The sequence below is a fragment of the Rhizobium sp. WYJ-E13 genome (genome assembly GCF_018987265.1).
Lineage (GTDB): Bacteria > Pseudomonadota > Alphaproteobacteria > Rhizobiales > Rhizobiaceae > Rhizobium.
In genome coordinates, this window is record NZ_CP076853.1 from 2,246,905 (window position 1) to 2,266,990 (window position 20,086).

General features: G+C 61.8%; 22 protein-coding genes. 11 read left to right on the forward strand and 11 right to left on the reverse strand.

Annotated features, from left to right (window positions below):
* The first annotated feature begins 130 nt into the window (after nt 1-130).
* Nucleotides 131-1,051 carry a transcriptional regulator GcvA gene (gene gcvA, locus KQ933_RS11390; protein WP_216754988.1) on the forward strand — a complete coding sequence of 307 codons (921 nt, stop codon included), beginning with the start codon at nt 131-133 and terminating at the stop codon, nt 1,049-1,051.
* 83 nt (nt 1,052-1,134) lie between these two features.
* Complete coding sequence (locus KQ933_RS11395; protein ID WP_216754989.1) at nt 1,135-2,253, forward strand: metallophosphoesterase; 1,119 nt, start codon at nt 1,135-1,137, stop codon at nt 2,251-2,253.
* Nucleotides 2,254-2,270: 17 nt separating this feature from the next.
* Here the strand turns inward: KQ933_RS11395 and KQ933_RS11400 are convergent, their stop codons facing one another.
* Nucleotides 2,271-3,101: a helix-turn-helix transcriptional regulator gene (locus KQ933_RS11400; RefSeq protein ID WP_216754990.1), complete on the reverse strand. Its 831-nt coding sequence runs from the start codon at nt 3,099-3,101 to the stop codon at nt 2,271-2,273.
* A 182-nt stretch (nt 3,102-3,283) separates the two neighbouring features.
* On the opposite strand from KQ933_RS11400, the gene KQ933_RS11405 reads away from it, so the two are divergent.
* On the forward strand, nt 3,284-4,183 hold the full coding sequence (locus KQ933_RS11405) for an SDR family oxidoreductase (protein ID WP_216754991.1): 900 nt from the start codon (nt 3,284-3,286) through the stop codon (nt 4,181-4,183).
* 71 nt (nt 4,184-4,254) lie between these two features.
* On the opposite strand, the gene KQ933_RS11410 is transcribed toward KQ933_RS11405, so the two are convergent.
* A complete protein-coding gene (locus KQ933_RS11410) occupies nt 4,255-5,010 on the reverse strand; it encodes an SDR family NAD(P)-dependent oxidoreductase (RefSeq protein WP_216754992.1) in 756 nt (251 codons plus the stop codon).
* A gap of 159 nt (nt 5,011-5,169) precedes the next feature.
* On the opposite strand from KQ933_RS11410, the gene KQ933_RS11415 reads away from it, so the two are divergent.
* Nucleotides 5,170-5,760, forward strand: coding sequence for a TetR/AcrR family transcriptional regulator (locus tag KQ933_RS11415; protein WP_216754993.1), 591 nt, complete (start codon nt 5,170-5,172; stop codon nt 5,758-5,760).
* 13 nt (nt 5,761-5,773) lie between these two features.
* On the opposite strand, the gene KQ933_RS11420 is transcribed toward KQ933_RS11415, so the two are convergent.
* A complete protein-coding gene (locus KQ933_RS11420; RefSeq protein ID WP_216754994.1) occupies nt 5,774-6,295 on the reverse strand; it encodes a helix-turn-helix domain-containing protein in 522 nt (173 codons plus the stop codon).
* Between the two features lie 90 nt (nt 6,296-6,385).
* Between KQ933_RS11420 and KQ933_RS11425 the strand changes: the two genes are divergently transcribed.
* The 3 genes from KQ933_RS11425 (at nt 6,386) to KQ933_RS11435 (ending at nt 8,574) form a co-directional block, all read left to right on the forward strand.
* A complete protein-coding gene (locus KQ933_RS11425) occupies nt 6,386-7,027 on the forward strand; it encodes a dihydrofolate reductase family protein (protein ID WP_216754995.1) in 642 nt (213 codons plus the stop codon).
* A 21-nt stretch (nt 7,028-7,048) separates the two neighbouring features.
* Complete coding sequence (locus KQ933_RS11430; protein ID WP_216758890.1) at nt 7,049-7,705, forward strand: glutathione S-transferase family protein; 657 nt, start codon at nt 7,049-7,051, stop codon at nt 7,703-7,705.
* Between the two features lie 77 nt (nt 7,706-7,782).
* Nucleotides 7,783-8,574, forward strand: coding sequence for a class I SAM-dependent methyltransferase (locus KQ933_RS11435; RefSeq protein ID WP_216754996.1), 792 nt, complete (start codon nt 7,783-7,785; stop codon nt 8,572-8,574).
* A gap of 20 nt (nt 8,575-8,594) precedes the next feature.
* On the opposite strand, the gene KQ933_RS11440 is transcribed toward KQ933_RS11435, so the two are convergent.
* Both KQ933_RS11440 and KQ933_RS11445 read right to left on the reverse strand, forming a co-directional pair.
* Nucleotides 8,595-10,349 carry an acetolactate synthase 3 large subunit gene (locus KQ933_RS11440; protein ID WP_216758891.1) on the reverse strand — a complete coding sequence of 585 codons (1,755 nt, stop codon included), beginning with the start codon at nt 10,347-10,349 and terminating at the stop codon, nt 8,595-8,597.
* Between the two features lie 269 nt (nt 10,350-10,618).
* Nucleotides 10,619-11,350, reverse strand: a complete 732-nt coding sequence (locus KQ933_RS11445; protein ID WP_216754997.1) for an SDR family oxidoreductase — start codon at nt 11,348-11,350, stop codon at nt 10,619-10,621.
* A 137-nt stretch (nt 11,351-11,487) separates the two neighbouring features.
* Here KQ933_RS11445 and KQ933_RS11450 point away from each other — a divergent pair, with 137 nt between their 5' ends.
* On the forward strand, nt 11,488-12,075 hold the full coding sequence (locus tag KQ933_RS11450) for a TetR/AcrR family transcriptional regulator (protein WP_253958229.1): 588 nt from the start codon (nt 11,488-11,490) through the stop codon (nt 12,073-12,075).
* Nucleotides 12,076-12,105: 30 nt separating this feature from the next.
* Here the strand turns inward: KQ933_RS11450 and KQ933_RS11455 are convergent, their stop codons facing one another.
* On the reverse strand, nt 12,106-13,269 hold the full coding sequence (locus KQ933_RS11455) for a mandelate racemase/muconate lactonizing enzyme family protein (RefSeq protein ID WP_216754998.1): 1,164 nt from the start codon (nt 13,267-13,269) through the stop codon (nt 12,106-12,108).
* 220 nt (nt 13,270-13,489) lie between these two features.
* Between KQ933_RS11455 and KQ933_RS11460 the strand changes: the two genes are divergently transcribed.
* Nucleotides 13,490-14,407, forward strand: a complete 918-nt coding sequence (locus KQ933_RS11460) for a LysR family transcriptional regulator (RefSeq protein ID WP_216754999.1) — start codon at nt 13,490-13,492, stop codon at nt 14,405-14,407.
* Between the two features lie 38 nt (nt 14,408-14,445).
* On the opposite strand, the gene KQ933_RS11465 is transcribed toward KQ933_RS11460, so the two are convergent.
* The 3 genes from KQ933_RS11465 to KQ933_RS11475 form a co-directional block, all read right to left on the reverse strand.
* The gene (locus KQ933_RS11465; protein WP_216755000.1) at nt 14,446-16,137 is read right to left on the reverse strand and encodes an FAD-dependent oxidoreductase; all 1,692 of its coding nucleotides are present in this window, start codon (nt 16,135-16,137) and stop codon (nt 14,446-14,448) included.
* A gap of 9 nt (nt 16,138-16,146) precedes the next feature.
* Nucleotides 16,147-16,449, reverse strand: a complete 303-nt coding sequence (locus KQ933_RS11470) for a UBP-type zinc finger domain-containing protein (protein ID WP_216755001.1) — start codon at nt 16,447-16,449, stop codon at nt 16,147-16,149.
* Nucleotides 16,450-16,784: 335 nt separating this feature from the next.
* Nucleotides 16,785-16,961 (reverse strand): hypothetical protein, encoded by a 177-nt coding sequence (locus tag KQ933_RS11475; protein ID WP_216755002.1) that lies wholly within the window; start codon nt 16,959-16,961, stop codon nt 16,785-16,787.
* 764 nt (nt 16,962-17,725) lie between these two features.
* Between KQ933_RS11475 and KQ933_RS11480 the strand changes: the two genes are divergently transcribed.
* Nucleotides 17,726-17,980, forward strand: a complete 255-nt coding sequence (locus KQ933_RS11480) for a hypothetical protein (RefSeq protein WP_216755003.1) — start codon at nt 17,726-17,728, stop codon at nt 17,978-17,980.
* Nucleotides 17,977-18,243 (forward strand): hypothetical protein, encoded by a 267-nt coding sequence (locus KQ933_RS11485; protein ID WP_216755004.1) that lies wholly within the window; start codon nt 17,977-17,979, stop codon nt 18,241-18,243. The genes KQ933_RS11480 and KQ933_RS11485 overlap by 4 nt, the downstream gene beginning before the upstream one ends.
* A gap of 26 nt (nt 18,244-18,269) precedes the next feature.
* Here the strand turns inward: KQ933_RS11485 and KQ933_RS11490 are convergent, their stop codons facing one another.
* Both KQ933_RS11490 and KQ933_RS11495 read right to left on the reverse strand, forming a co-directional pair.
* The gene (locus KQ933_RS11490; RefSeq protein ID WP_216755005.1) at nt 18,270-19,034 is read right to left on the reverse strand and encodes a sugar phosphate isomerase/epimerase; all 765 of its coding nucleotides are present in this window, start codon (nt 19,032-19,034) and stop codon (nt 18,270-18,272) included.
* 119 nt (nt 19,035-19,153) lie between these two features.
* A complete protein-coding gene (locus KQ933_RS11495; protein ID WP_216755006.1) occupies nt 19,154-20,083 on the reverse strand; it encodes a glycosyl hydrolase family 43 in 930 nt (309 codons plus the stop codon).
* Nucleotides 20,084-20,086: the final 3 nt, after the last annotated feature.

The window sequence follows — 20,086 nt, forward strand, 5'->3', positions numbered from 1 at the left end:
TGTCCTCCAGGTTTCATCACATCGATTGATCGGTCTATGACAGCAATGTACCATGCCGTTCACGAGAGCACGAAACAGTTCTCCTTCTCTTTTCCAGCAGAAAAACTATCGTCCATGAAGAGAGTATAGAATGAGCGATGTCATCGGAAGGCTCCCCTCCCTCAACGGCCTGAAGGCCTTCGAGGTCGCCGCGCGCCATCTGAACTTCCGGCTCGCTGCGGAAGAACTCGGCGTTACCCAAGGGGCCGTCGCCCAGCAGGTGCGCGGGCTGGAGGCCGAACTCGGCATGAGCCTGTTCGAGCGCCTGCCGCGCACCCTGGCGCTGACGGCGGAGGGTCGCCGCTACATCGCCGATATCAGGCGCGCCTTCGAGATCATCGCAAGGGCAACCGGCGAATTGAAGCCGCAGGCGATCAAACTGACGATCAGCACGACACCGACCTTCGCTTCCAAATGGCTGATCCCCCGCCTGCCTGAATTCACTGCGCTCCATCCCGATCTCGACCTTCACATCCTGGCGACCGAGCGCATCTCCAATTTCGCCGTCGACGGCGTCGATCTCGCCGTCCGCTATGGCCGCCCGCCCTTCGGGCCGGGGCTGAATGCCGAACTCTTATTCGAGCAGGAGGTCATCGCCGTCTGCAGCCCGCTTTTGCTTGCCGGCCGCAATCCGCCGCGCACGGCCGAGGAGCTCGCTGCCTATCCGCTGCTGCACGACGCCCATAATCTCTGGCCGGAATTCGTCGAGCGCCATCTCGCCAGCAGCAGAAGCCCCTCCTTCAAGGGCATCAGCTTCTCGCAGACCTCGCATGCCATCGAGGCGGCGATTGCCGGACAGGGCATCGTGCTTGCGAATGGCGGCTTCGTCACCGACGATCTGGCCAAGGGCCGGCTGGTGCGGGTCTTCGAAGCCAGGCTGCGCGGCCCCTCGGATATCTACCTCGTCTGGCCCCGCTACCGGAAATCCTCGGCACTGGAAACCGTCATCGACTGGCTGCGGGCCGAGGCGCAAAAGGAGAGCTCGGCAGAGGGCGAGCCTATTGTCCCGTGAGGCACCCGACACCAGATAGCTGGAGTCATCGGAATCAGTTTCTTCACTCCCACCCGTAACATCAGACAATCACAGGCATATTGATGTTTCATGTCATCCTCGGGCTTCCCTGGCTGGTCGTTGTCGTCAGGTTCATCCTGCCCCTGCCGTGGATCTGGCCCGCCAAGGCCCTGCTTGCCGGCGTGCTCCTGGTCGCCTCTCAGCAGGTACTGCTGAACCGTATCTCGTCGGGGTCCATCTTCGCGCCCGAGTATCCGCGCCCGTTGATCATCGTGCTCAACTTCCTCTTCGGTGCAACGCTCCTGCTGGCCGTCTTCCAGATCGCACTGGATGCCGTCTCGCTTGTCCTCGCCCTCGTCGAGGGACAGTTTCCGGCCATTCCCCCTGAGATCCGCTATATCATCGGATTCGCGGCCTTCGGCCTGGCCGCTTTCGGCGTCGCCCAGGCCGTGCGTATTCCGCCGCTGAAGAGCGTCGAGATCGCAATCCAAGACCTCCCCGAAACCTTCGACGGCTACCGCCTTCTGCAATTGACCGACCTCCATCTCAGCCGCCTCTTCCCGGCGTCCTGGGCCGAAGCCGTGGTGCAGAAGGCCAATGACCTCCAGGCCGATCTGATCGTCGTAACAGGCGATTTCATCGATGGCCGCCTCGAAAAGCGCCGCACGGATGTCGCCCCGCTGGCAAAGCTGCAGGCGCCCGACGGCCTCTTCGCCATCCCCGGCAATCACGAATATTATTTCGGCTACGACGACTGGATAGAGCACCACGCCAGCCTTGGCATGCGCATGCTGACGAACGAGCATGCGGTCATCGAGCGCGGTGCTGATCGCATTGTCATTGCCGGCGTCACCGATCTCTCGGCTTTCGGCAGATCGATGCCCAATCCCGATCTTGCCGGAGCCTTGAACGGCGCTCCGGCCGAGGCCCCGATCATTCTTCTCGACCATCAGCCGCGAATGGCAGCCGAGACCGCCAAGGCGGGTATCGCGCTGCAACTGTCAGGGCATACCCATGGCGGCATGGTGCTCGGCCTCGATCGTCTGGTCGCCCGTGCCAACGGCGGTTTCGTCTCCGGCCTGTACGCGGTCGGCGGCATGCAGCTCTATGTCAACAACGGGACCGCGCTCTGGCCGGGCTTTGCGCTGCGGCTGGGCCGCCCCTCGGAACTGACGGTGTTTACGCTGCGCAAGCGTTCCTGACAGCATTGCGTCCTCGATTAGGGACGACCGTTCTTCTCCAGCACCAGCCCACGAATACGCTCGGCCACGTCAGGATCGACGGGGTTATAGACGACCATGTTGAGATCCGGCCTGCCGTCGATGGCAAAGCCCGAATACTCCAATGCGATATCGCCGAGCACAGGATGTCTCAGCCGCTTGGTGCCCTCGCCATGGGAGATCACCTCGTTCTCCTGCCAGATCCTCTTGAATTCCGGACTGGCGAGGCTGAGTTCCTCGACCAATTCGGCAACCTCCGAGATAACACCAGCACGCGCCGCATCCGCCCGGAAGGCGCCGACGACGAAGCGGGCCATGGTTTCCCAGTCATGCTGGACGTTCCGGACATTTGGGTTGCAGAAGAGCAGACGCAGGACGTTCCGGTCCTGAGGCGCAAGGCTGCCGTAATCGGTCATGACGACAGTCGCCGCGCGGTTCCAGGCAACGATGTCCCAGGCTGCCGTACGAACCAGCGCCGGGCTCACCTCGAGCGTGTCGATAAGCCGCTGCAGGCGCGGGCTGATGCCCTCGATGGCGCGATAGCGCACCTCGGGCGGCCGGCCGAGACCGAGAATGAACAGATGCTCGCGCTCCGGTTCGGTCAGCATCAGGCCGTTGGCAATCCGGTTCAGCACGTCGGCTGATGGTGCCCCGCCGCGCCCCTGCTCCAGCCATGTGTACCATGTCGGGCTGATATTGGCGCGCTGCGCCACCTCTTCCCGTCTCAGCCCCGGCGTGCGCCGGCGGCCCGAGAATCCGAACACCGCCGGATCGAGGCGTGAACGGCGGTCGCGAAGGAAGATGCCAAGTGCGTTGCTGTCGGTACTCATGCCGTTCCTGTTAGCCATTATAATAGGATAACGTCACTACTTTAACAGCATAAAACATAGCGCAATATTGGGGGCTGTAAAGCAAGTCGCGCAAAAGTGTGAAGCGGTTTTGCGACAACGACATGCGACAAAACAAAGACTTAAAGCGTGCAGGAGCACGCTTTAAAATAAGGAGATACCCCATGCGCATTTTTCTCACCGGCGCCACCGGCTTCATCGGATCGGCCATCGTGCCTGAACTTCAGAAGGCAGGCCATCATGTCATCGGCATGACCCGCTCCGACGCCGGCGCCAGGGCGCTCGAAGCAGCCGGCGTCGAAGTCCACCGGGGAGTGCTGGAAGCGCCCGAAAGCGTGCAAGCCGGCGTCGAGAAGGCCGAGGCCGTCATCCATACGGCTTTCGACCATGATTTCTCCCGCTTCGTCGAGAATTGCCAGAAGGACAGCCGCGTCATCGCCGCAATGGGCGAGGCTCTGAAAGGCTCGAACCGCCCCCTCCTCATCACATCGGGCACCGGCATCGGCAATGCCCATCTCGGTGAACCGGCGAGCGAGGATGTCTTCAACATCGAGCATCCCAACCCGCGCATCGCCTCCGAACTTGCCGGCAACGCCCTGCTCGATCAGGGCGTCAACGTCTCCGTCATGCGTCTTCCGCAGGTCCACAACACGTTCAAGCAGGGCCTCGTCTCGCCGCTGATCGAAATCGCCCGCGCAAAGGGCGCCGTCGGCTACGTCGGCGAAGGCCGCAACCGCTTCCCGGCCGGCCACCTGCTCGATGTCGCCCTGCTCTATCGCCTTGCGATCGAACGCGGCGAAGCCGGTGCCCGCTATAACGCTGTTGATGAGGAAGGTGTGACTATGCGCGAGATCGCCGAAGCCCTCGGCCGCGGCCTGAAACTGCCGGTCATCTCCATCGCACCGGAAAAGGCAGCCGAGCATTTCGGCTGGATGGCCATCTTCGCCGGCCTCGACTTCCCGGCGTCAAGCGAAAAGACCCGCCGTATCCTCGGCTGGAACCCAACCGGTCCAGGCCTGATCGCCGATCTCGACGCGATGGACTACGGCAGCCTCGCGGCCTGACCGATCGGCTCGTCGCCGAACTTGTCGCCTACTGAGTTTTTCAGCTCCGCAGGCGGCAAATCGTTTTGATCTCAGACTTGCAGCCCGCCGGAAATGTCGATCACGCCGCCGCTGATGTAGCCGCCATTCGGCCCCGCCAGGAAACTGATGGCCGCCGAGACTTCCTCCAGCGTCGCGATGCGCCGGATCGGATGCAGGTCCATCACTGCGTCGGGCAGGTTGTCTCGCACGTCAGCCGCCATGTCGGTCGGCATGATGCCGGGCTGGACGATGTTGACGGTGATATTGCGTCCGCCGAGATCGCGGGCGACGCCCTTCGCATATCCTGAAATCGCCGCCTTGGTCCCCGCATAATCGGCAACGCCGGAAAACGGCACGCGGCTGCCGAGCAGCGAGCCGATGAAGATGATCCGGCCGCCATCCGAAATCGCCTGCGCTGCCGCCCGTGTGGTCGCCACAGCACCCATCACGTTGACCTGCCACTGGCGATCGAGATTGACCGTGTCGAGATCGGGATCGTCGACCGTCCTGCCCTGCACGGCAATCGCCGCATTGTTGACGAGGATGTCGAGCTTGCCGAAATAGGCCACGACCTTCTCGACCAGCGGCTTGGCTGCCGCGGTGTCGGCCTGATCGCTCTGGATCGCCAGAGCCCGCACACCCTTCGCCCGCAGCGTCTCGACCACGGCTTCCGCCTTCTCGGCCGAATTGACATAGCTGATCGCCACATCCGCGCCTTGGTCCGCAAGCGCCTCCGCCGCAGCAGCACCCAGGCCGCGTGAACCACCGGTCACCAGAGCGACCTTTCCCTTCAAAATGTCAGACATATCAGTCCTTTCCATACCCCGTCGAAGCACCGCCCGCCCCATTGGCTGGCGGTTCAGTTTTTTCGTAACGATCGTTACCATAACGATTGGTATGAAATCTGGACAAACGCTGTCAAGTGGTTTAATAATGACCATTATGAAATTCATTGAGTCGGTCTGATGGGACGCCATCGCGAGTTTGATGTCGAAAAAGCGCTCGATGCCGCGCTTTGCGTCTTCTGGCGCAAGGGCTACGAAGGCGCGTCCTACGCCGACCTCACCGAGGCGACCGGCGTCGAACGGCCGGCGCTCTATTCCGCCTTTGGCAACAAGGAAGCGCTCTTCCGCCAGGTTCTGGATCGCTATTACGAGCGATACCTGGATTACATCCCGAAAGCATTGGAGCTGCCGACCTCACGGGAAGTCGCCGCCCATATCCTGTCCAACGCGATAGACCTCAACACGCGCTTCCCCACCCACAGGGGCTGCCTCGGTATCAATGGCGTGCTGGCGGGATCGGATGAAGCCGAACCGGTGCGGCAGGCTTTGATCGATGCCCGCGCGGTTGGCGAAGTCCAGCTTCGCGAACGCTTCGAGCGGGCAAAGGCCGAAGGCGACCTGCCGGAGACCGCCAAGCCCGCAGCACTTGCAGCCTTCCTGCTCGCCGTGCTTCACGGCATGGCGGTACAGGCCAAGGCCGGCTTCAGCCGCGAGGCGCTGGAGGCCGTTGCCGAGCAGGCGCTATCGACCTGGCCTTCAAAATCGTCCTGAACCCTGGCGGCAACTAACCCGCCGCCGCATCCATCTTCGCCCGTACCTCCAGAAACGCCGCCGTCAGCCGCGCTAGCACCGGCGATTTGACGGATCCGTTCGCCCCGCCGATCGGGTCCTCGATATGGATGCGCCTGAGATCATCCATGAACTCGTCCCAGAGCTTCTGCCCGCCCTCTTCCAGAAGTTCGGCGCGGATGCTCAGATCCTCGCTCACAGGCAGAAACCGCCGCCCCCAGGCGCCGATCATCGCAAACATGGGCACGAGCTGGATGGAGGCTTCCGTCAGGCTGTAGATCGCCTTCTGGCTATGGGAGGGATCGTCGAGCTTGGTGATCAGCCCGTAGGACAGCAGCCGCTTCAGCCGCGCCGCCAGAATATTGGAGGCGATGCCCTCTTCCGATTGCGTCAGCAGCTCGCGGAAATGACGGCGATTGCCGAACATGATATCCCTGATGATGACGAGGCTCCATCGGTCGCCCAGCACTTCCATCGTCAGGTTGATCGGGCAGCCCGACCGTATCTCGATATCCATATTCGACTCCGCGACAAAAACCAGTTGCATTATAGGATTGGTTATGCGACAAGACAACCGATTTCAAAATGCAATCAGATGGAGGCTGACATGACTCGTGTACGCGTCGCTGCATTTTCCCTTTCGGTCGATGGTTTCGGCGCCGGCCCGGACCAAAGCCTTGAAAATCCTCTCGGCAAGCGCGGCATGGAAGTACACCAGTGGTTCTTCCCCACCCGCACCTTCCGCACCATGATCGGCAAGGACGACGGCACCACCGGCGTCGATGACAGATACGGCGCCGCAGCCATGACCGGCTTCGGCGCCTTCATCCTCGGCCGCAACATGTTCGGTCCCATCAGGGGCGAATGGCCGGATGAGAACTGGAAAGGCTGGTGGGGTCCGAACCCGCCCTATCATGCGCCCACCTTCATCCTCACCCACTATGCCCGCGAGCCCATCGTCATGGAGGGCGGCACCACCTTCCATTTCATCACCGGCGGCATCGAGGAAGCACTGGAAAAGGCAAAGGCGGCCGCCGGCGACAAGGACGTCAAGATCGGCGGCGGCGTCAGCACCGTGCGCCAATATCTGAAAGCCGGCCTGATCGACGAGATCCATTTCGCCATCTCCCCCGTTGTCCTCGGCAAGGGCGAAGCCATGTTCGAAGGCATCGACCTGCCGGCGCTGGGCTTCTCCGTCAAATCCCACGAGATGACCGAGATGGCTGCGCATATCGTCCTTTCGAAGTAAGGCTTGCCCATGTCCGCCGCCATGCCGCTCGTGATCTACCTGCACCCGCTTTCCTCCTATTCCCAAAAGGCGAAAACGGCCTTCTACGAAAAGGACCTGGCCTTCGAGGTGAAGCTTCTCGACGGCTGCGAGCCGATCGCCTCGGAATTCCAGGCGAAGTGGCCGATCAAGCGCTTTCCAGTCCTTGAGCATGGCGGCGACTTCATCTTCGAGGCCACCAGCATCATCGAATATATCGACCTCCTGCACCCGACCGACCACCCCTTGCTTCCCGCCGACGCCATGGTGGCGAACAGGGTGCGCATGTGGGACCGTTTTTTCGATAACTACCTGCAATATCCGCAGCAGCGCATGGTCAATGCCTCGCTCGGTCGCGAGGTCGAGCCCGATGACAACTATATCCGCTGGCGCCAGGCACTCGAAACCGCCTATGGCATTCTCGACGAGCATATGAAGGGCCGCCAATGGGTGGCGAGCGAAGACTTCAGCCTCGCAGACTGCTCCGCCGCCCCCGCCATGCTCTATGCCGACTGGGCGCACCCAGTCCCCGGCCATTTCGAAAATGTCCGCGCCTACCGCACCCGCCTTCTCCAGCGCCCGAGCTATGCCCGCGCCCTCGACGAGGCCCGCCCCTACCGCCATCTCTATCCGCTGGGAGCGCCGGTCGGGCGGGATTGAGCGGGCAGTCATTGCCCCGATAACAAACCGTCCTATCCTTCCCCGGCGTGAATCAGGCAAGGACATGCGAGGGACCGATGAGTGACGATCTGTTACAGGGCGTGGCGGCGCGATGGGACGACAATGCCGATCAATGGACGCATGACGTCCGTAACGGCTACGACGTCTATCGCGAGCTTTTCACCTTCCCCGCCTTCCTGGATCTCCTGCCGCCGATCGCCGGCCTTGATGTCATCGATTTCGGCTGCGGCGAAGGCACGAATACCCGCCGCTTTGCCGAGCTCGGCGCACGCCTGACCGGCATCGATCTCTCCGCGCGCATGATCGGCCATGCGCAAAAGGCCGAGGATGAAAGCACTCTCGGCATCACCTACAAGATTTCTTCCTACAGCGCCGATACCGGCTTTCCGGATGCCTCCTTCGATGCCGTCGTCTCCACCATGGCGCTGATGGATGGCCCGGATTTCGAGGCTGCCATGCGCGAAGCCTACCGGCTGCTGCGCCCCGGCGGCTTTATCGCCTTCAGCGTGCTGCATCCCTGCTTCATCACGCCGGGCCTCGGCTGGCAGAAGAACGAGGACGGCTTTGCGACCGCCCTCTGCGTCTCGCGCTATTTCGATCGCAGCACCTTCACCGAGGAATGGCGCTTCGGCGCCCGGCCGGCCGGCGAGGAGGTCAGGCTCTTCGCCGTACCGCGCTTTCCGCGCACCATGGCCGATTACCTGAACGGCATCGCCGCCGCCGGCTTCCGCATCGGCAGGATCGGCGAACCGCAGCCGAGCCCCGAGGTCTGCGAAAACTCCCCGCGCTTTGCCCGCTGGCGCGACCTTGCCGCGTTCCTGCTGCTCGTCATGGCCGAGCGCCCCTAAACCGGGGCGCCCTGCTCTGATCAGACAAGCCCCTGGCTGAAGCCGAAGCGGGCATCGGCTTCAGCCGCGCGCACATCGTCTCCGAACAGCATGTCATTATGCGGCCGGCCGCTGCGCACCATCGGATAGACATTCTCGAGCGCCGCTACCCGGCAATCGAAAAGCACCGTCCGGTCGATAGCGATCATCTTGCGGATCTTGTCATCGAGTTCATCGGGCTTCTCGCATCGGATACCAACTGCGCCATAGGCTTCCGCCAGCTTGACGAAATCCGGCAGGGAGGCGGAATAGGATCGATCCCGGCGGTTGCCATGCAGGATCTGCTGCCATTGCCGGATCATGCCGAGCTGCGCATTGTTGAGGATAAAGATCTTCACCGGCGCCCGGTGCTGCATCGCCGCCGAAAGCTCCTTCAGCGTCATCTGTACCGAGCCATCGCCGACAATGCCGAGAACCAGCCGCCCGGGATAGGCGATCTGCGCCCCGATCGCCGCCGGTAACCCGTATCCCATCGTGCCGAGACCGCCCGACGTGATCCAGCGGTTCGGCTCCTCCATGCCGAAAAGCTGCGCCGCCCACATCTGATGCTGGCCGACATCTGTCGTGACGATGGGATCAAGGCCTGACGTCAGCGCATGCAGCCGCTCCAGCGCATATTGCGGCATGATCACGTCATCGCGCATCTCATAGGCGAAGGAGTTTCGCGCCCGCCATCGCTCGATCTTCGCCCACCAGCCGGCGAGCCGCCTTCGCTCCGGCACGGCAGGAAGCGCCCGCCAGGCTTCGATCATCGCCTTCAGCACATCAGCCGCATCGCCCGCGATGCCGATATCGACGGCGACATTCTTGTTGATCGAGGACGGATCGATGTCGATATGGATCTTCCTCGACCCCGGCGAAAACTTGTCGATGCGCGAAGTCACGCGGTCGTCGAAACGCGCGCCGACGGCGATCATCAGATCGCAATCATGCATCGCCATATTCGCCTCATAGGAGCCGTGCATGCCCGGCATCTTCAGCCAGTTAAGCCCAGATGCCGGATAGGCGCCAAGCCCCATCAGCGTCGAGGTGATGGGAAAACCCGTCAGCTCCACCAGTTCCCGAAGCAGGCGCGAAGCCTCCGGCCCGGAATTGATGATGCCGCCGCCGGTATAGAGGACCGGCCGCTCGGCCCGCGCCATCATCGCAACCGCCTCCGCAATCGCTTCGCGGTTATCGTCCGCCTGCGCCCGATAACGCACCGGCACTGAAATCTCATCCGGTCCGACATAGAGCCCGCTCGCAAAGAGCACGTCCTTCGGCATATCGACCAGAACCGGACCCGGCCGGCCTGACACCGCGATCCTGAAAGCGAGATGGATCGTCTTTGCGAGATCGTCGATATGGCTGACGAGGAAATTATGCTTGGTGCAGGGTCGCGTGATACCGACCGTATCGCATTCCTGAAAGGCATCCGTGCCGATCAGGTTCGTCGGCACCTGTCCCGTCAGGCAGACGAGCGGAATGGAATCCATCAGCGCATCGTGCAGCGCCGTGACAGCATTGGTGACACCTGGTCCAGAGGTCACCAGCATGACGCCGACCTTGCCGGTCGCGCGCGCATAGCCTTCGGCCGCATGGCCGGCCCCCTGCTCGTGCCGCACCAGCAGATGTTTGATGTCATCCTGCTGAAAAATCTCGTCATAGATCGGCAGCACGGCAGCGCCCGGATAGCCGAAAATATGCTCGACGCCATTGTCGCGCAGCGCCTGCAGAACGATTTCACCGCCGTTCATAAGGCGGTTGTAGGGGGAAATTCGGGTAGAGTTGGCCTTATCGCCGGTCATAGCAATTTCCGTCGTTGATAGGGTGATCGGGGTGCGACGGGGCACAAAAAAAGGCCCCGTCAGGGACCTTGTGTTCGGCGCATGGGTGGCTGATGCCGGACGGTTACACCGTCCTGCCCATGCGCGATATCACCACGACGAGAACCATTGCGATTTTCATGGGCGGTAGAGCTAGCCGCAAATCGCCACGCCGTCAATCGCTTCGCGGTGAAGGAAAATTACAAGGGCACCGCGCCGCCTTCGCTCTGAAACGCGCCTTCGGGACCATATTGCCCGACCAGGGCCATCCGAACCGGGAAAGCCGCCGCCTCGGCGGGCGAACGATCGCCCCTGTGGCCGCTGAGATCGGTATTGACGAGGCCGGGGCAAACCGAGACGGCGGTAATGCCGCTGTCGCCAAGCTCGGCATTGAGCTGGATCGTCAGCATGTTCAGCGCCGCTTTCGATGCGTTGTAGCCAATGAGCCGCACGCCGTAGAAGGGCCAGTCCGGGTCGCCATTCAGCGTGAGCGAGCCGAGGCTGCTCGTCATGTTGACGATACGGCCGGTCGCCGCCTTGCGCATAAGCGGCAGCATCGCCTGGGTGACCGCCAGCGCGCCGACGAAATTGGTCTCCAACTCGCGGCGCACCGCTTCCAGCGAGGCCTTGCCGGGCGCCCCATCGGTATAATCGGCAATGCCGGCATTGTTGACGAGAATGTCGAGGCGGCCGTGCCTGGTCTCGATCTCGCCGGCAGCCGCCGCGATGCTCTCTGCATCGCAGACATCGATCTGCACGAAAGACACATCGAGCCCCTGGGCGGCCAGTTCATCGGCAGCCATCCGCCCGCGCCCGGCATCACGCGCGCCGAGCAGTACAGTCACGCCTGCCACGGCGAGCTGTCTGGCGATTTCATATCCAATTCCCTTGTTTGCGCCTGTCACGAGCGCGATACGTCCAGTGTTGTTCATCCTGAAGTTCCTTGAAAATCTCGATCGGTGCGCGCAAATTGAAAATAAGAAGGATTCTTCAGGTTTTGAATTCGCATATGGTTTCCGCGCAGATATCAGCCGCAAGTGCCCGCAAATCACCGCGTCAGGCGCGGTCGGTGAGCACCGTCGAGGCGATTTTCGAAGCGACGATTCAGGTTTTGATATCAGACGGCCCAGGTGATCTGACGACGACGCGGGTCGCCGAAAGAGCCGGCGTATCCGTCGGTTCCCTCTACCAGTATTTTCCGAACAAGCAGGCGCTGTTCCACGCCGTCAACGAGCGCTACCTGACGATGCTGGCCGAACGCGTGGAAGCCGCCTGCCTCGCCCATCGCGGCGCGCGTTATTCCGAGATGGCCGATGCCCTCGTCAACACCTATATCGAGGTCAAGATCGAGCGCCGCGACGTGACGATCGCCCTCTACCGCGCCGCCGCCGAAGTGGATGTCGCTGAGATCGTCGAGGCCATGTCGCAGCGCATCGAAGCCGCCAGCCATGCGATGTTCGCCACCGCCTCGGACGCGGAGTTCGAGAAGCTCGCCGCCGTCAACGTCATGATGTTGAACGTCCTCTGCGGCACCGTCCGCAACGTCTTCGAGCGGGATATGTCCGAACTGCTCATCGACGGCGGATTGCGGACGCAACTGACGCTGATGTTCTGCACCTACCTGGACGCCGCGAAAACTCCGCCGTCGGAAGCTTAGGCCAATTAAGCGATAGCAAGCTCTTCGCCCTCACTCCGCCAATTCCCGCATGACCTTGATGAGGTCGGACTTGCCCTCGAAGCCGATGCCGGGCAGTTCCGGCATGGTGATATGCCCCTCGATCACCTTCGCCCCGTCCGGGAACCCGCCATAGGGCTGGAAGAGATCGGGATAGCTCTCGTTGCCGCCGAGACCGAGGCCGGCTGCAATGTTGAGCGACATCTGGTGGCCGCCGTGCGGAATGCAGCGCGACGGCGACCAGCCGAACTGGCGCAGCACATCGAGTATGCGCAGATACTCGACGAGGCCGTAGGACAGCGCGCAGTCGAACTGCAGATAATCGCGGTCGGCGCGCATGCCGCCGTAGCGAAGCAAGTTGCGGGCATCCTGATGCGAGAAAAGGTTCTCGCCGGTCGCCATCGGCGCATCGTAGAATTCGGAGATAGCAGCCTGCAGCGCATAATCGAGCGGATCGCCGATTTCCTCGTACCAGAAGAGCGGATAGTCGCGCAGCATCTTGGCGTAGGCAATGCCGGTCTCCAGATCGAAGCGGCCGTTCGCATCGACGGCAAGCCGCGCCTCAGAACCGATCTCTTCCAGCACGGATTCGATACGGCCGCGATCCTCATCGATCGAGGCGCCACCGATCTTCATCTTGACCACGGTGTAGCCGCGGTCCAGATAGCTGCGCATTTCCCTACGCAAAGCACTGTTGTCCTTGCCGGGATAATAATAGCCGCCGGCCGCATAGACGAAAACCCTGGGGTCGGCCTCCCTGCCCTTCATGTCCGCCAGCAGCCGGAAGAGCGGCTTGCCCTCGATCTTGGCAACGGCATCCCAGACGGCCATGTCGATCGTGCCGACCGCGACCGAGCGCTCGCCGTGGCCACCGGGTTTCTCGTTTTTCATCATCGTCGCCCAGATCCTGTGCGGATCGAGATTGGTGCCGGCATCGTTCACGAGGCTTTCCGCCGCGGCTTCGAGAATACGATCCTTGAAGCGTTCGCGGATAAGACCGCCCTGGCCGTAGCGGCCATTGGAATTGAAGCCGTAACCAACCACGCGGCGGCCGTCTCTCACGACATCGGTGACGACGGCCACCAGGCTCGCCGTCATCCTGCTGAAGTCGATATAGGCGTTGCGGATCGGCGAAGCGATCGGCTTCGTCACTTCGCAGACATCGATGATACGCATTGTTGCCTCCATTCCGAACTTGAAGGCCGTTGCCCTCGTATGGCGATAACTTAAGAGAAATCCGCCCTCCCAGTCCAATGCCGATCCGTGTCCCTTCAATGCCGGATCGGCACTGCCAATGTCCCGCTTCACCGAAAATCCCTATGAATTAACTTGAAATCCTGAGAGCGATGCCGTTTTGTCAATGCTTCAGAAGCAGCACGGAAACGGGTAAACCATCGTGGAAACCGCCTGGCTCGCCGACCTCCAGGCTCTCGCCGAAACGCTGAACTTTTCGAGAGCCGCAGAAAAGCGCCACATCACGCAGCCGGCTTTCGGACGCCGCATCAAGTCGCTCGAAGACTGGTGCGGCTCCGACCTCGTCGACCGTTCGACGCACAGGTTGAAGCTCACCCCGGCAGGCGAGGCCATGCTGGAGGCGGCAAACGATATTGCCGCACGGCTGGAGCGCGCCGGCCGGGATCTCGCGCAGATGCGCGCGGCGACCTCCACCGTGACCTTCGCCGCCACCCACGCCCTCTCCTTCATCTTCTTTCCCGGCTGGATCCAAGGATTGGGTCACGAGGCATCGACGATGCCGATCCGCCTGCTCTCCGACAATATGAATGAATGCGAGCGGATCATGACGGAAGGCCGCGCGCAATTCCTGCTCTGCCACGACCATCAGAACAGCAGGATCCGTCTCGACAGGAACGCCTACAGGCATGTGGAGCTTGCCAGCGACCGGCTGATTCCGGTGAGCGGCAGGGACAAGCATGGCCACCCGCTCCACAGCATTTCCGAGGCGTCGGATCGCGCAGTCCCACATCTTGCCTTCGAGGAGACATCAGGCATGGGCCGCATCCTGTCGTCGGCCCTCTCCTCCGGCACGCGCCCGCTGCCCCTCTCGACGGTCTTCACCTCCCATCTGGCGATGGCGCTGAAGGCGCTCGCCATGGAGGGAAAAGGGATTGCCTGGATACCGGAGAGCCTGGCCGCCGACGAAATGGGGCCAAGCGGAAGACTGACGTCATCGGGATCGGCGGATTGGGCCGTCGACGTCAAGATCGTCCTGATCAGACCACGAGCGCGCATGACGGATATCGCCGAAAACTTCTGGAGCCTGGTTCAAGGCAAGGATTGGCGTTCAGGCCGCTGACGCCGTCGACAGTGGTGGCGCCCGCGCACCGGATCACTTCATGATCGGAGCTGTCTCAGCGCCGCGTGAACATCGCTGACGACGGCAGCGCCTTCGCCGACGGCTGCGGCAACCCGCTTGGTCGAACCGGCCCGGACATCGCCGATCGCAAAGACGTACGGCAGACTGGTTTCCAGTTGCAGGGAGCGCCTTCCAAGCTCCTCTTCGACCTCGGGGCTGAAGGCTGTCCCTGTCCTGATGAAGCCCCTGTCATCCGTCTTGATGCGGCATTTGATCCAGTCGGTATTCGGGTCGGCGCCGATGAACATGAAGACGCGGCGAAGATTGTAGTTCTTCTCAGACTGCCCCTTGAGATCCCTAATGGTTGCCGCCAGGCGGCCATGCGGGTCTTCCGACAGCGCCGTCAGCTCGCATCCCAGATGCATCTCGACGTTTGGCAGCGCCGCTATGCGATCGATGAGATAAGTGGACATGGTTTCGGTCAGGCTTCGGCGGATCACCAGGTGGAGACGCCGGACCCGCGGTGCCAGGAACGCGATCGCCTGGCCGGCTGAATTGCCGCCGCCGACCAGGGCGATATCGTCGTTTTCGCATAGTTTCGCTTCGATTGCAGATGCCCAATAGGAAATACCGGCGCCCTCGAAGCGCGTAATGTCGGGAATATCAGGCCTGCGGTAACTGGCACCTGAGGCGATGACGACGGTTCGTGCCTTGACCGTCCTGTCGCCCTCAACCCTTAACACCATCGGATCGGTTCTGCGTCTGCCGGACGGGGCCGGAATCAGCTCATTGACCTCGAGCGGCAAGGCGATCTCCGCTCCGAATTTGAGCGCCTGATTGAAGGCGCGGCCCGCGAGCGCCTGGCCTGAAATTCCGGTCGGGAAACCGAGATAATTTTCGATACGCGAGGAACTGCCGGCCTGTCCGCCGATCGAACGTGCGTCGATGACGATGACACTAAGGCCCTCCGACGCCGCGTAGACCGCAGCAGCCAGGCCCGATGGACCTGCTCCGACGATCGCCACATCGTAGACGGCCGCCGGATCGAGCTCCGGCATGATGCCGAGGCAGCAGGCAGCTTCAGCGTCGGTCGGATGTTTGAGTACCGTGCCATTGGGGCAGACCATGAGCGGCAATTCACCCGCCAGAATTCCAAGCCTCTCCACCAAGGCCCGACCTTCGTGGTCCAGGGCCGCGTCGAGCACGACATGGGGATAGCCGCTTCGGGTCAGGAAGCCCTGCAGGCGAACCAGGTTGGGCTCTCCGGGATTGCCGATCAGAACCGAACCGGCGCCGCCGAAATTGATCAATTCCACGCGCCTCAGAATATAGGCACGCATGATGATCTCGCCGATATCAGCCGATCCTATGATGAGAGCCTTCAGATGCGCGGCATCGAATGCCAGCGCCACACATCCTTCCGGACCCGCACGTCCGCCTGCAAGCACGGGCCGTCCGGAGAGCTGACTGACCTCTCCCGAAAACTGCCCTTTTCCATGGCTCGTGATCAGGGCTTCCGGCATCGACAGCCCGTCATGCCGGAAGACATCGAGACGGCCGGAGAGGATCAGCCACGCGGGCGAATGCCTGTCACCGACCTCAGACACGACCTCGCCGGGGGCAAAAGAATGCGGGCCGCTGCTGGCAAAGCGTGTCGCCATTTGAACTTGTCCGGCACTCAGCACGGGAAACATCTGGTGGCGGCGGGTTTCGAGGCTGTCGGAGCTCATGACGGCAGCTCAATAATAGCTCGGGATCGGGCCGCGCTGCGGCGTCTGATCGGGCAGTTCCACCATAGTCTCGTCGAGATAGCACCAGCCCCAGCCCTCGGGCGGATCGTACCCTTCGATAATGGGATGTCCCGTGGCGTGGAAATGCGCCGTCGCATGCTTTCCGATGGATTGGTCGCAGCACCCGACATGGCCGCATTCCCGGCAAAGCCGAAGATGGACCCATTCCTGCCCGTCCTCCAGGCATTCCTCGCAGCCAAGCGTCCTGGGCTCCACGGATCGAACGGCTGCAACATGCTTACATCCCGACATCTGAATCTCCGGTGGTTAGTGAAGTACCCGCCTGCCGAAGGGAACATAGGTCAAGAGACGGTTTTCTGTATATATATACGCGAGTACAAAACCACCGACATCCGGGCAGAACGGCGCCGCCACGCAGTCGCGAAGCCGGTTCATTCAGCTTTTGCGAGAAAAAATTGTCGCAATGTGACCGCCGTCACTATCCAGAACATCCACTGCTTGTATTTTGCCTCCGCTGGATGCTGCACCTACCAGCAGGAGAAGGGTTGCTGGGCCCCACTTGGCGGCCCTTCTCAATTTCTCGCTGACGATGAGGGAGCGGCGGCAGCTCTATTTTGCGCCCCGGATTACCGAAACATCTCGCTCTGGCTGCCGATCCTGCCGCCTTTTTGTACGCTGACCGTTACATCCGTCCCCGGACCGGACTGCTCATCACCGAACCATGACACGATGACCAGAAGAGCCGCAACTGCAAACAGTGGCGGGCCAATATAGACGATCAGGAGGGAATGCAGCGATTTCATAGTGGTCTTGCTTTCCGATTTCTACGGTCGTCACGGGGTTGATTTCGGCGGTCACGCCTGGGCGGGAACTATCGTGATCGGGCGTCAGTGCGGGGAGCCACGAACCGCACTTGGAATGAAGGACATATCAAATGATCCGGAAGCATTCAGGGTATGATAGATTTCCCGGGCGCTATAGTAGGCGCCACCCCACATCAGCAGGCTGAGTTGAAACGCAATGACAAAGGAGCAGATCCTCATAGCTTCCCTTCCGGGCTTGTGTTTTAATGCGTCAAATATTCAAATATAAGACACACAACATCTGGAATTTTACCTCTGTATTTCACCTTTATCGTAAAATTGTCTGCTTTACTATTGCGGAAGCCGCAATATAAAGGATGATAAAATAATCACAACGGGTGAAATTCTGAGGCACGAAAGAATTATACTTCCAAAGCCCGACGACAACATCACTTTTCATTGCTGACATACCGGTCGATGTCTGAAGGGTCTGCTTGCCACATCAGCGCGCCGTTCTTCTGTGCTTGTTCAGATGAGCCTATCGCCTTAATCGCGGAATGTCCGCAAACGGCGGCCGATCCAGGGCAAGCTCTTCCCACCCCTCCCCACAAGGCAGAGCTTGGGAAAGGTTTTGACGCTCCCGCAGTGAACCAGCACTCGCCCTTGACTCTCACAAAAATGAGAACATAATAAGAACATCCGTGGCGCTGCGGCCGCCATCCCGACAATCTGGAACTGAAATGCTCTGCAAGGAGAATGAGAACATGCGCCCGCAACTGGCCCCTAAAATCCCGAATGAAGAGACGACAAACGATGACCTGAGCTGGGAGGTCGAGGCCGTGCTTTCCTGGCATGACGAGGACGCCAAGGCCGCCATCGCAACGCTTCTGCAGGACTGCCGCCACCTGCGTCAACAGCTTGCCCTTGCCGAAGGCGCGATGAGTCGCGGCATCACGCGCGGCTGGCGGCCCTCCTTCGACCGGCTCCTCTCGGACAGGCCCCCTCTCGACAAAAAATGAAACACCGCCGCAGCATCGATCTCGTCGCCAGCCATGAGGCTGTCGCAACCGAGAGGGAAACGCTCGCCACCCTGCCGCAATGGTATGTCCTTCACGCACGGTGCGACGCCTGCCATCATGAGACGAGGATCGACCGGCGCGCGCTCGCCTACCGCTGCGGCAAGGACCTGTCGCTGGCGATGATCGGCCTTCGCCTGACATGCAGGAGCTGCGGCAACCGCAGGGGAAACCACCTGCTGCTCGGCAAGCTGCCGCGGGATTGATGATCTCGCCACCCGAGGCCTGGTTCCTACGTCAGGAACCGGCTGAGATAGGCATAGCTGCGGGCTGCAAATTCAAAGGGCAGCCGCGGATTGTCATGCTCGACCACGAAGAGCCGCGCCCCGCTTACAACCGCCGCCCGCCAGAGCGAGGGCCAGAGAAGCACGCCGGAGCCGACATTCGCCCAGCCATCCTCGTCGGGGTCCATGTCGTCGGGCGCCTGATCCTTCACATGAACCGAGGTGAGCACAGCGGCATAGCGCCTTATCCATTCGATGGCGTTGGGCTGGGCGCGCGCCAGCCAGGCGATATCCGCCTGCCAGACGAGCGGACTGCCCCTGGCCGCCTCGAACATCAGCTCGAAACCGTAGCGCCCGCCGATGGTGCGGTCGAAGCCCGCGGTCTTGTTGTGATAACCGAGCATGATGCCATCGGCTCTCATCTGCTCCGAGAGCACGCCGAGTTCATGGCCGATCCGCTGCCATGCCGCCTTCGTTTCCTTCATCGCAGACGGCGCCGGATGGGGAACGAAGAGCTGCCCGATGCCGCATTGCCGGCAGGCATCGACAAAGCGCTGCCGCTCGCTGCGCAGCGCCTCCAGCCCGACATGCGCCGACGGCGCCAACAGCCCGTTCCTGACAAGCCCGGCCTGAAGGATATTCGCGTCACGCAAATGCCCTTCGAGCGGCTCGACGGCGCCAAAGCCGGCGCCTGCGGCCTTGTCGAGTTGCGTGCCGAGATCTCCGAGACCTCGCATCGAATAGAGCTGCAATGACAGCATCGGCTTTGTCATCGCTCATCTCCACACCATTGTCGTCCTCGCCGGCAAGGCATCCCGACCAATCCTCCGCATCGAATCCGAGGACAGTTTCGCCCGTGTCGGCGCAGATTGCGAGGGCCGAACGGCCGATATCACCCCAATCCCGGCAATGCACCCTTCGGCAGCAGCTTCCGTTTCAGGTTGACGATATGACGGCCGAAAGACCTGTCGATGCGCTTCACATCGATGAGCGTCAGGTCCCCGCAGGCGGAAAACGTGTGCAGCCCGTCAGGGTAATCGGCAGCGGCCAGATCGCCGGTCAGCCGCACCGGCAGGTGCTCCGAGGTCACATGCGTTTCCGTAAGCAGGCTGAAACGCAGAAAGCGCAGGCCGCCGCCATAGCTGACGCTGCAATCCTGAACCGGCAGGATGATTTGGCCGTCGGCGCCGACAAAGGGCGTGCCGCCCGGCCGCGCGCCGGAGCGGTCGACCAGGACCGGATTCTGCGGATGGGTCTTCCATGGTCCGGTCAGCCGGTCGGCAAAGGCGACATGCAGCTCGCGCTGGTCGCGCGCGCCGGACCCGACGACGGTGTAGAACATCCACCAGATGTCCTGATGCTGGATCAGACAGGCCTCGGCAGCCGGAATATCGGCCAGAAGCACCGTTTCGCGCACCCAGCCGTCCGGGAAAGCACGGGCGCGATAAAGGGCGACTTCACCGGCCTTATGGCTTTCCGGCACCATCAGCACCTCGCCATCCTGCTCGATCAGGAAGGGATAGGAGAGATGGAAAGGCCGCACGAGCGTCGCCGCCTTGCCGCGCCATTCGAGGGCCGGCCCGAATTCATGGCGCTCGATGAAGCCATGCTTGGTGTGGTAGTCATAGGCCTCGACGAAGACGTGCAGGGCATCGCCCCGCCTCACGGCGAAGGGATCGGCGAGAAAGCGCCAGGGGCCGGGATCGGGCAGCCACGTGATGCGGCTGGAACGATCCGCCAAAGTCTCGGCATCGAGCAACTCCTGGGCCGGCGCCGGCACGATGCCGACCTGCCAGAAATCACTCTTGGGCTTCAGACGCATGGA

Bases quoted from the DNA above. Each gene is read 5' to 3' on its own strand.
- KQ933_RS11455 (WP_216754998.1), bottom strand. From the start codon at position 13,269: ATGCGTATCATCGATGTCTGCGAAGTGACGAAGCCGATCGCTTCGCCG.
- KQ933_RS11475 (WP_216755002.1), bottom strand. From the start codon at position 16,961: ATGAAATCGCTGCATTCCCTCCTGATCGTCTATATTGGCCCGCCACTG.
- KQ933_RS11445 (WP_216754997.1), bottom strand. From the start codon at position 11,350: ATGAACAACACTGGACGTATCGCGCTCGTGACAGGCGCAAACAAGGGA.
- KQ933_RS11435 (WP_216754996.1), top strand. From the start codon at position 7,783: ATGAGTGACGATCTGTTACAGGGCGTGGCGGCGCGATGGGACGACAAT.
- KQ933_RS11405 (WP_216754991.1), top strand. From the start codon at position 3,284: ATGCGCATTTTTCTCACCGGCGCCACCGGCTTCATCGGATCGGCCATC.
- KQ933_RS11490 (WP_216755005.1), bottom strand. From the start codon at position 19,034: ATGACAAAGCCGATGCTGTCATTGCAGCTCTATTCGATGCGAGGTCTC.
- KQ933_RS11395 (WP_216754989.1), top strand. From the start codon at position 1,135: ATGTTTCATGTCATCCTCGGGCTTCCCTGGCTGGTCGTTGTCGTCAGG.
- KQ933_RS11420 (WP_216754994.1), bottom strand. From the start codon at position 6,295: ATGGATATCGAGATACGGTCGGGCTGCCCGATCAACCTGACGATGGAA.
- KQ933_RS11465 (WP_216755000.1), bottom strand. From the start codon at position 16,137: ATGAGCTCCGACAGCCTCGAAACCCGCCGCCACCAGATGTTTCCCGTG.
- KQ933_RS11410 (WP_216754992.1), bottom strand. From the start codon at position 5,010: ATGTCTGACATTTTGAAGGGAAAGGTCGCTCTGGTGACCGGTGGTTCA.
- KQ933_RS11495 (WP_216755006.1), bottom strand. From the start codon at position 20,083: ATGCGTCTGAAGCCCAAGAGTGATTTCTGGCAGGTCGGCATCGTGCCG.
- KQ933_RS11425 (WP_216754995.1), top strand. From the start codon at position 6,386: ATGACTCGTGTACGCGTCGCTGCATTTTCCCTTTCGGTCGATGGTTTC.
- KQ933_RS11480 (WP_216755003.1), top strand. From the start codon at position 17,726: ATGCGCCCGCAACTGGCCCCTAAAATCCCGAATGAAGAGACGACAAAC.
- KQ933_RS11430 (WP_216758890.1), top strand. From the start codon at position 7,049: ATGCCGCTCGTGATCTACCTGCACCCGCTTTCCTCCTATTCCCAAAAG.
- KQ933_RS11485 (WP_216755004.1), top strand. From the start codon at position 17,977: ATGAAACACCGCCGCAGCATCGATCTCGTCGCCAGCCATGAGGCTGTC.
- gcvA (WP_216754988.1), top strand. From the start codon at position 131: ATGAGCGATGTCATCGGAAGGCTCCCCTCCCTCAACGGCCTGAAGGCC.
- KQ933_RS11440 (WP_216758891.1), bottom strand. From the start codon at position 10,349: ATGAACGGCGGTGAAATCGTTCTGCAGGCGCTGCGCGACAATGGCGTC.
- KQ933_RS11415 (WP_216754993.1), top strand. From the start codon at position 5,170: ATGGGACGCCATCGCGAGTTTGATGTCGAAAAAGCGCTCGATGCCGCG.
- KQ933_RS11400 (WP_216754990.1), bottom strand. From the start codon at position 3,101: ATGAGTACCGACAGCAACGCACTTGGCATCTTCCTTCGCGACCGCCGT.
- KQ933_RS11470 (WP_216755001.1), bottom strand. From the start codon at position 16,449: ATGTCGGGATGTAAGCATGTTGCAGCCGTTCGATCCGTGGAGCCCAGG.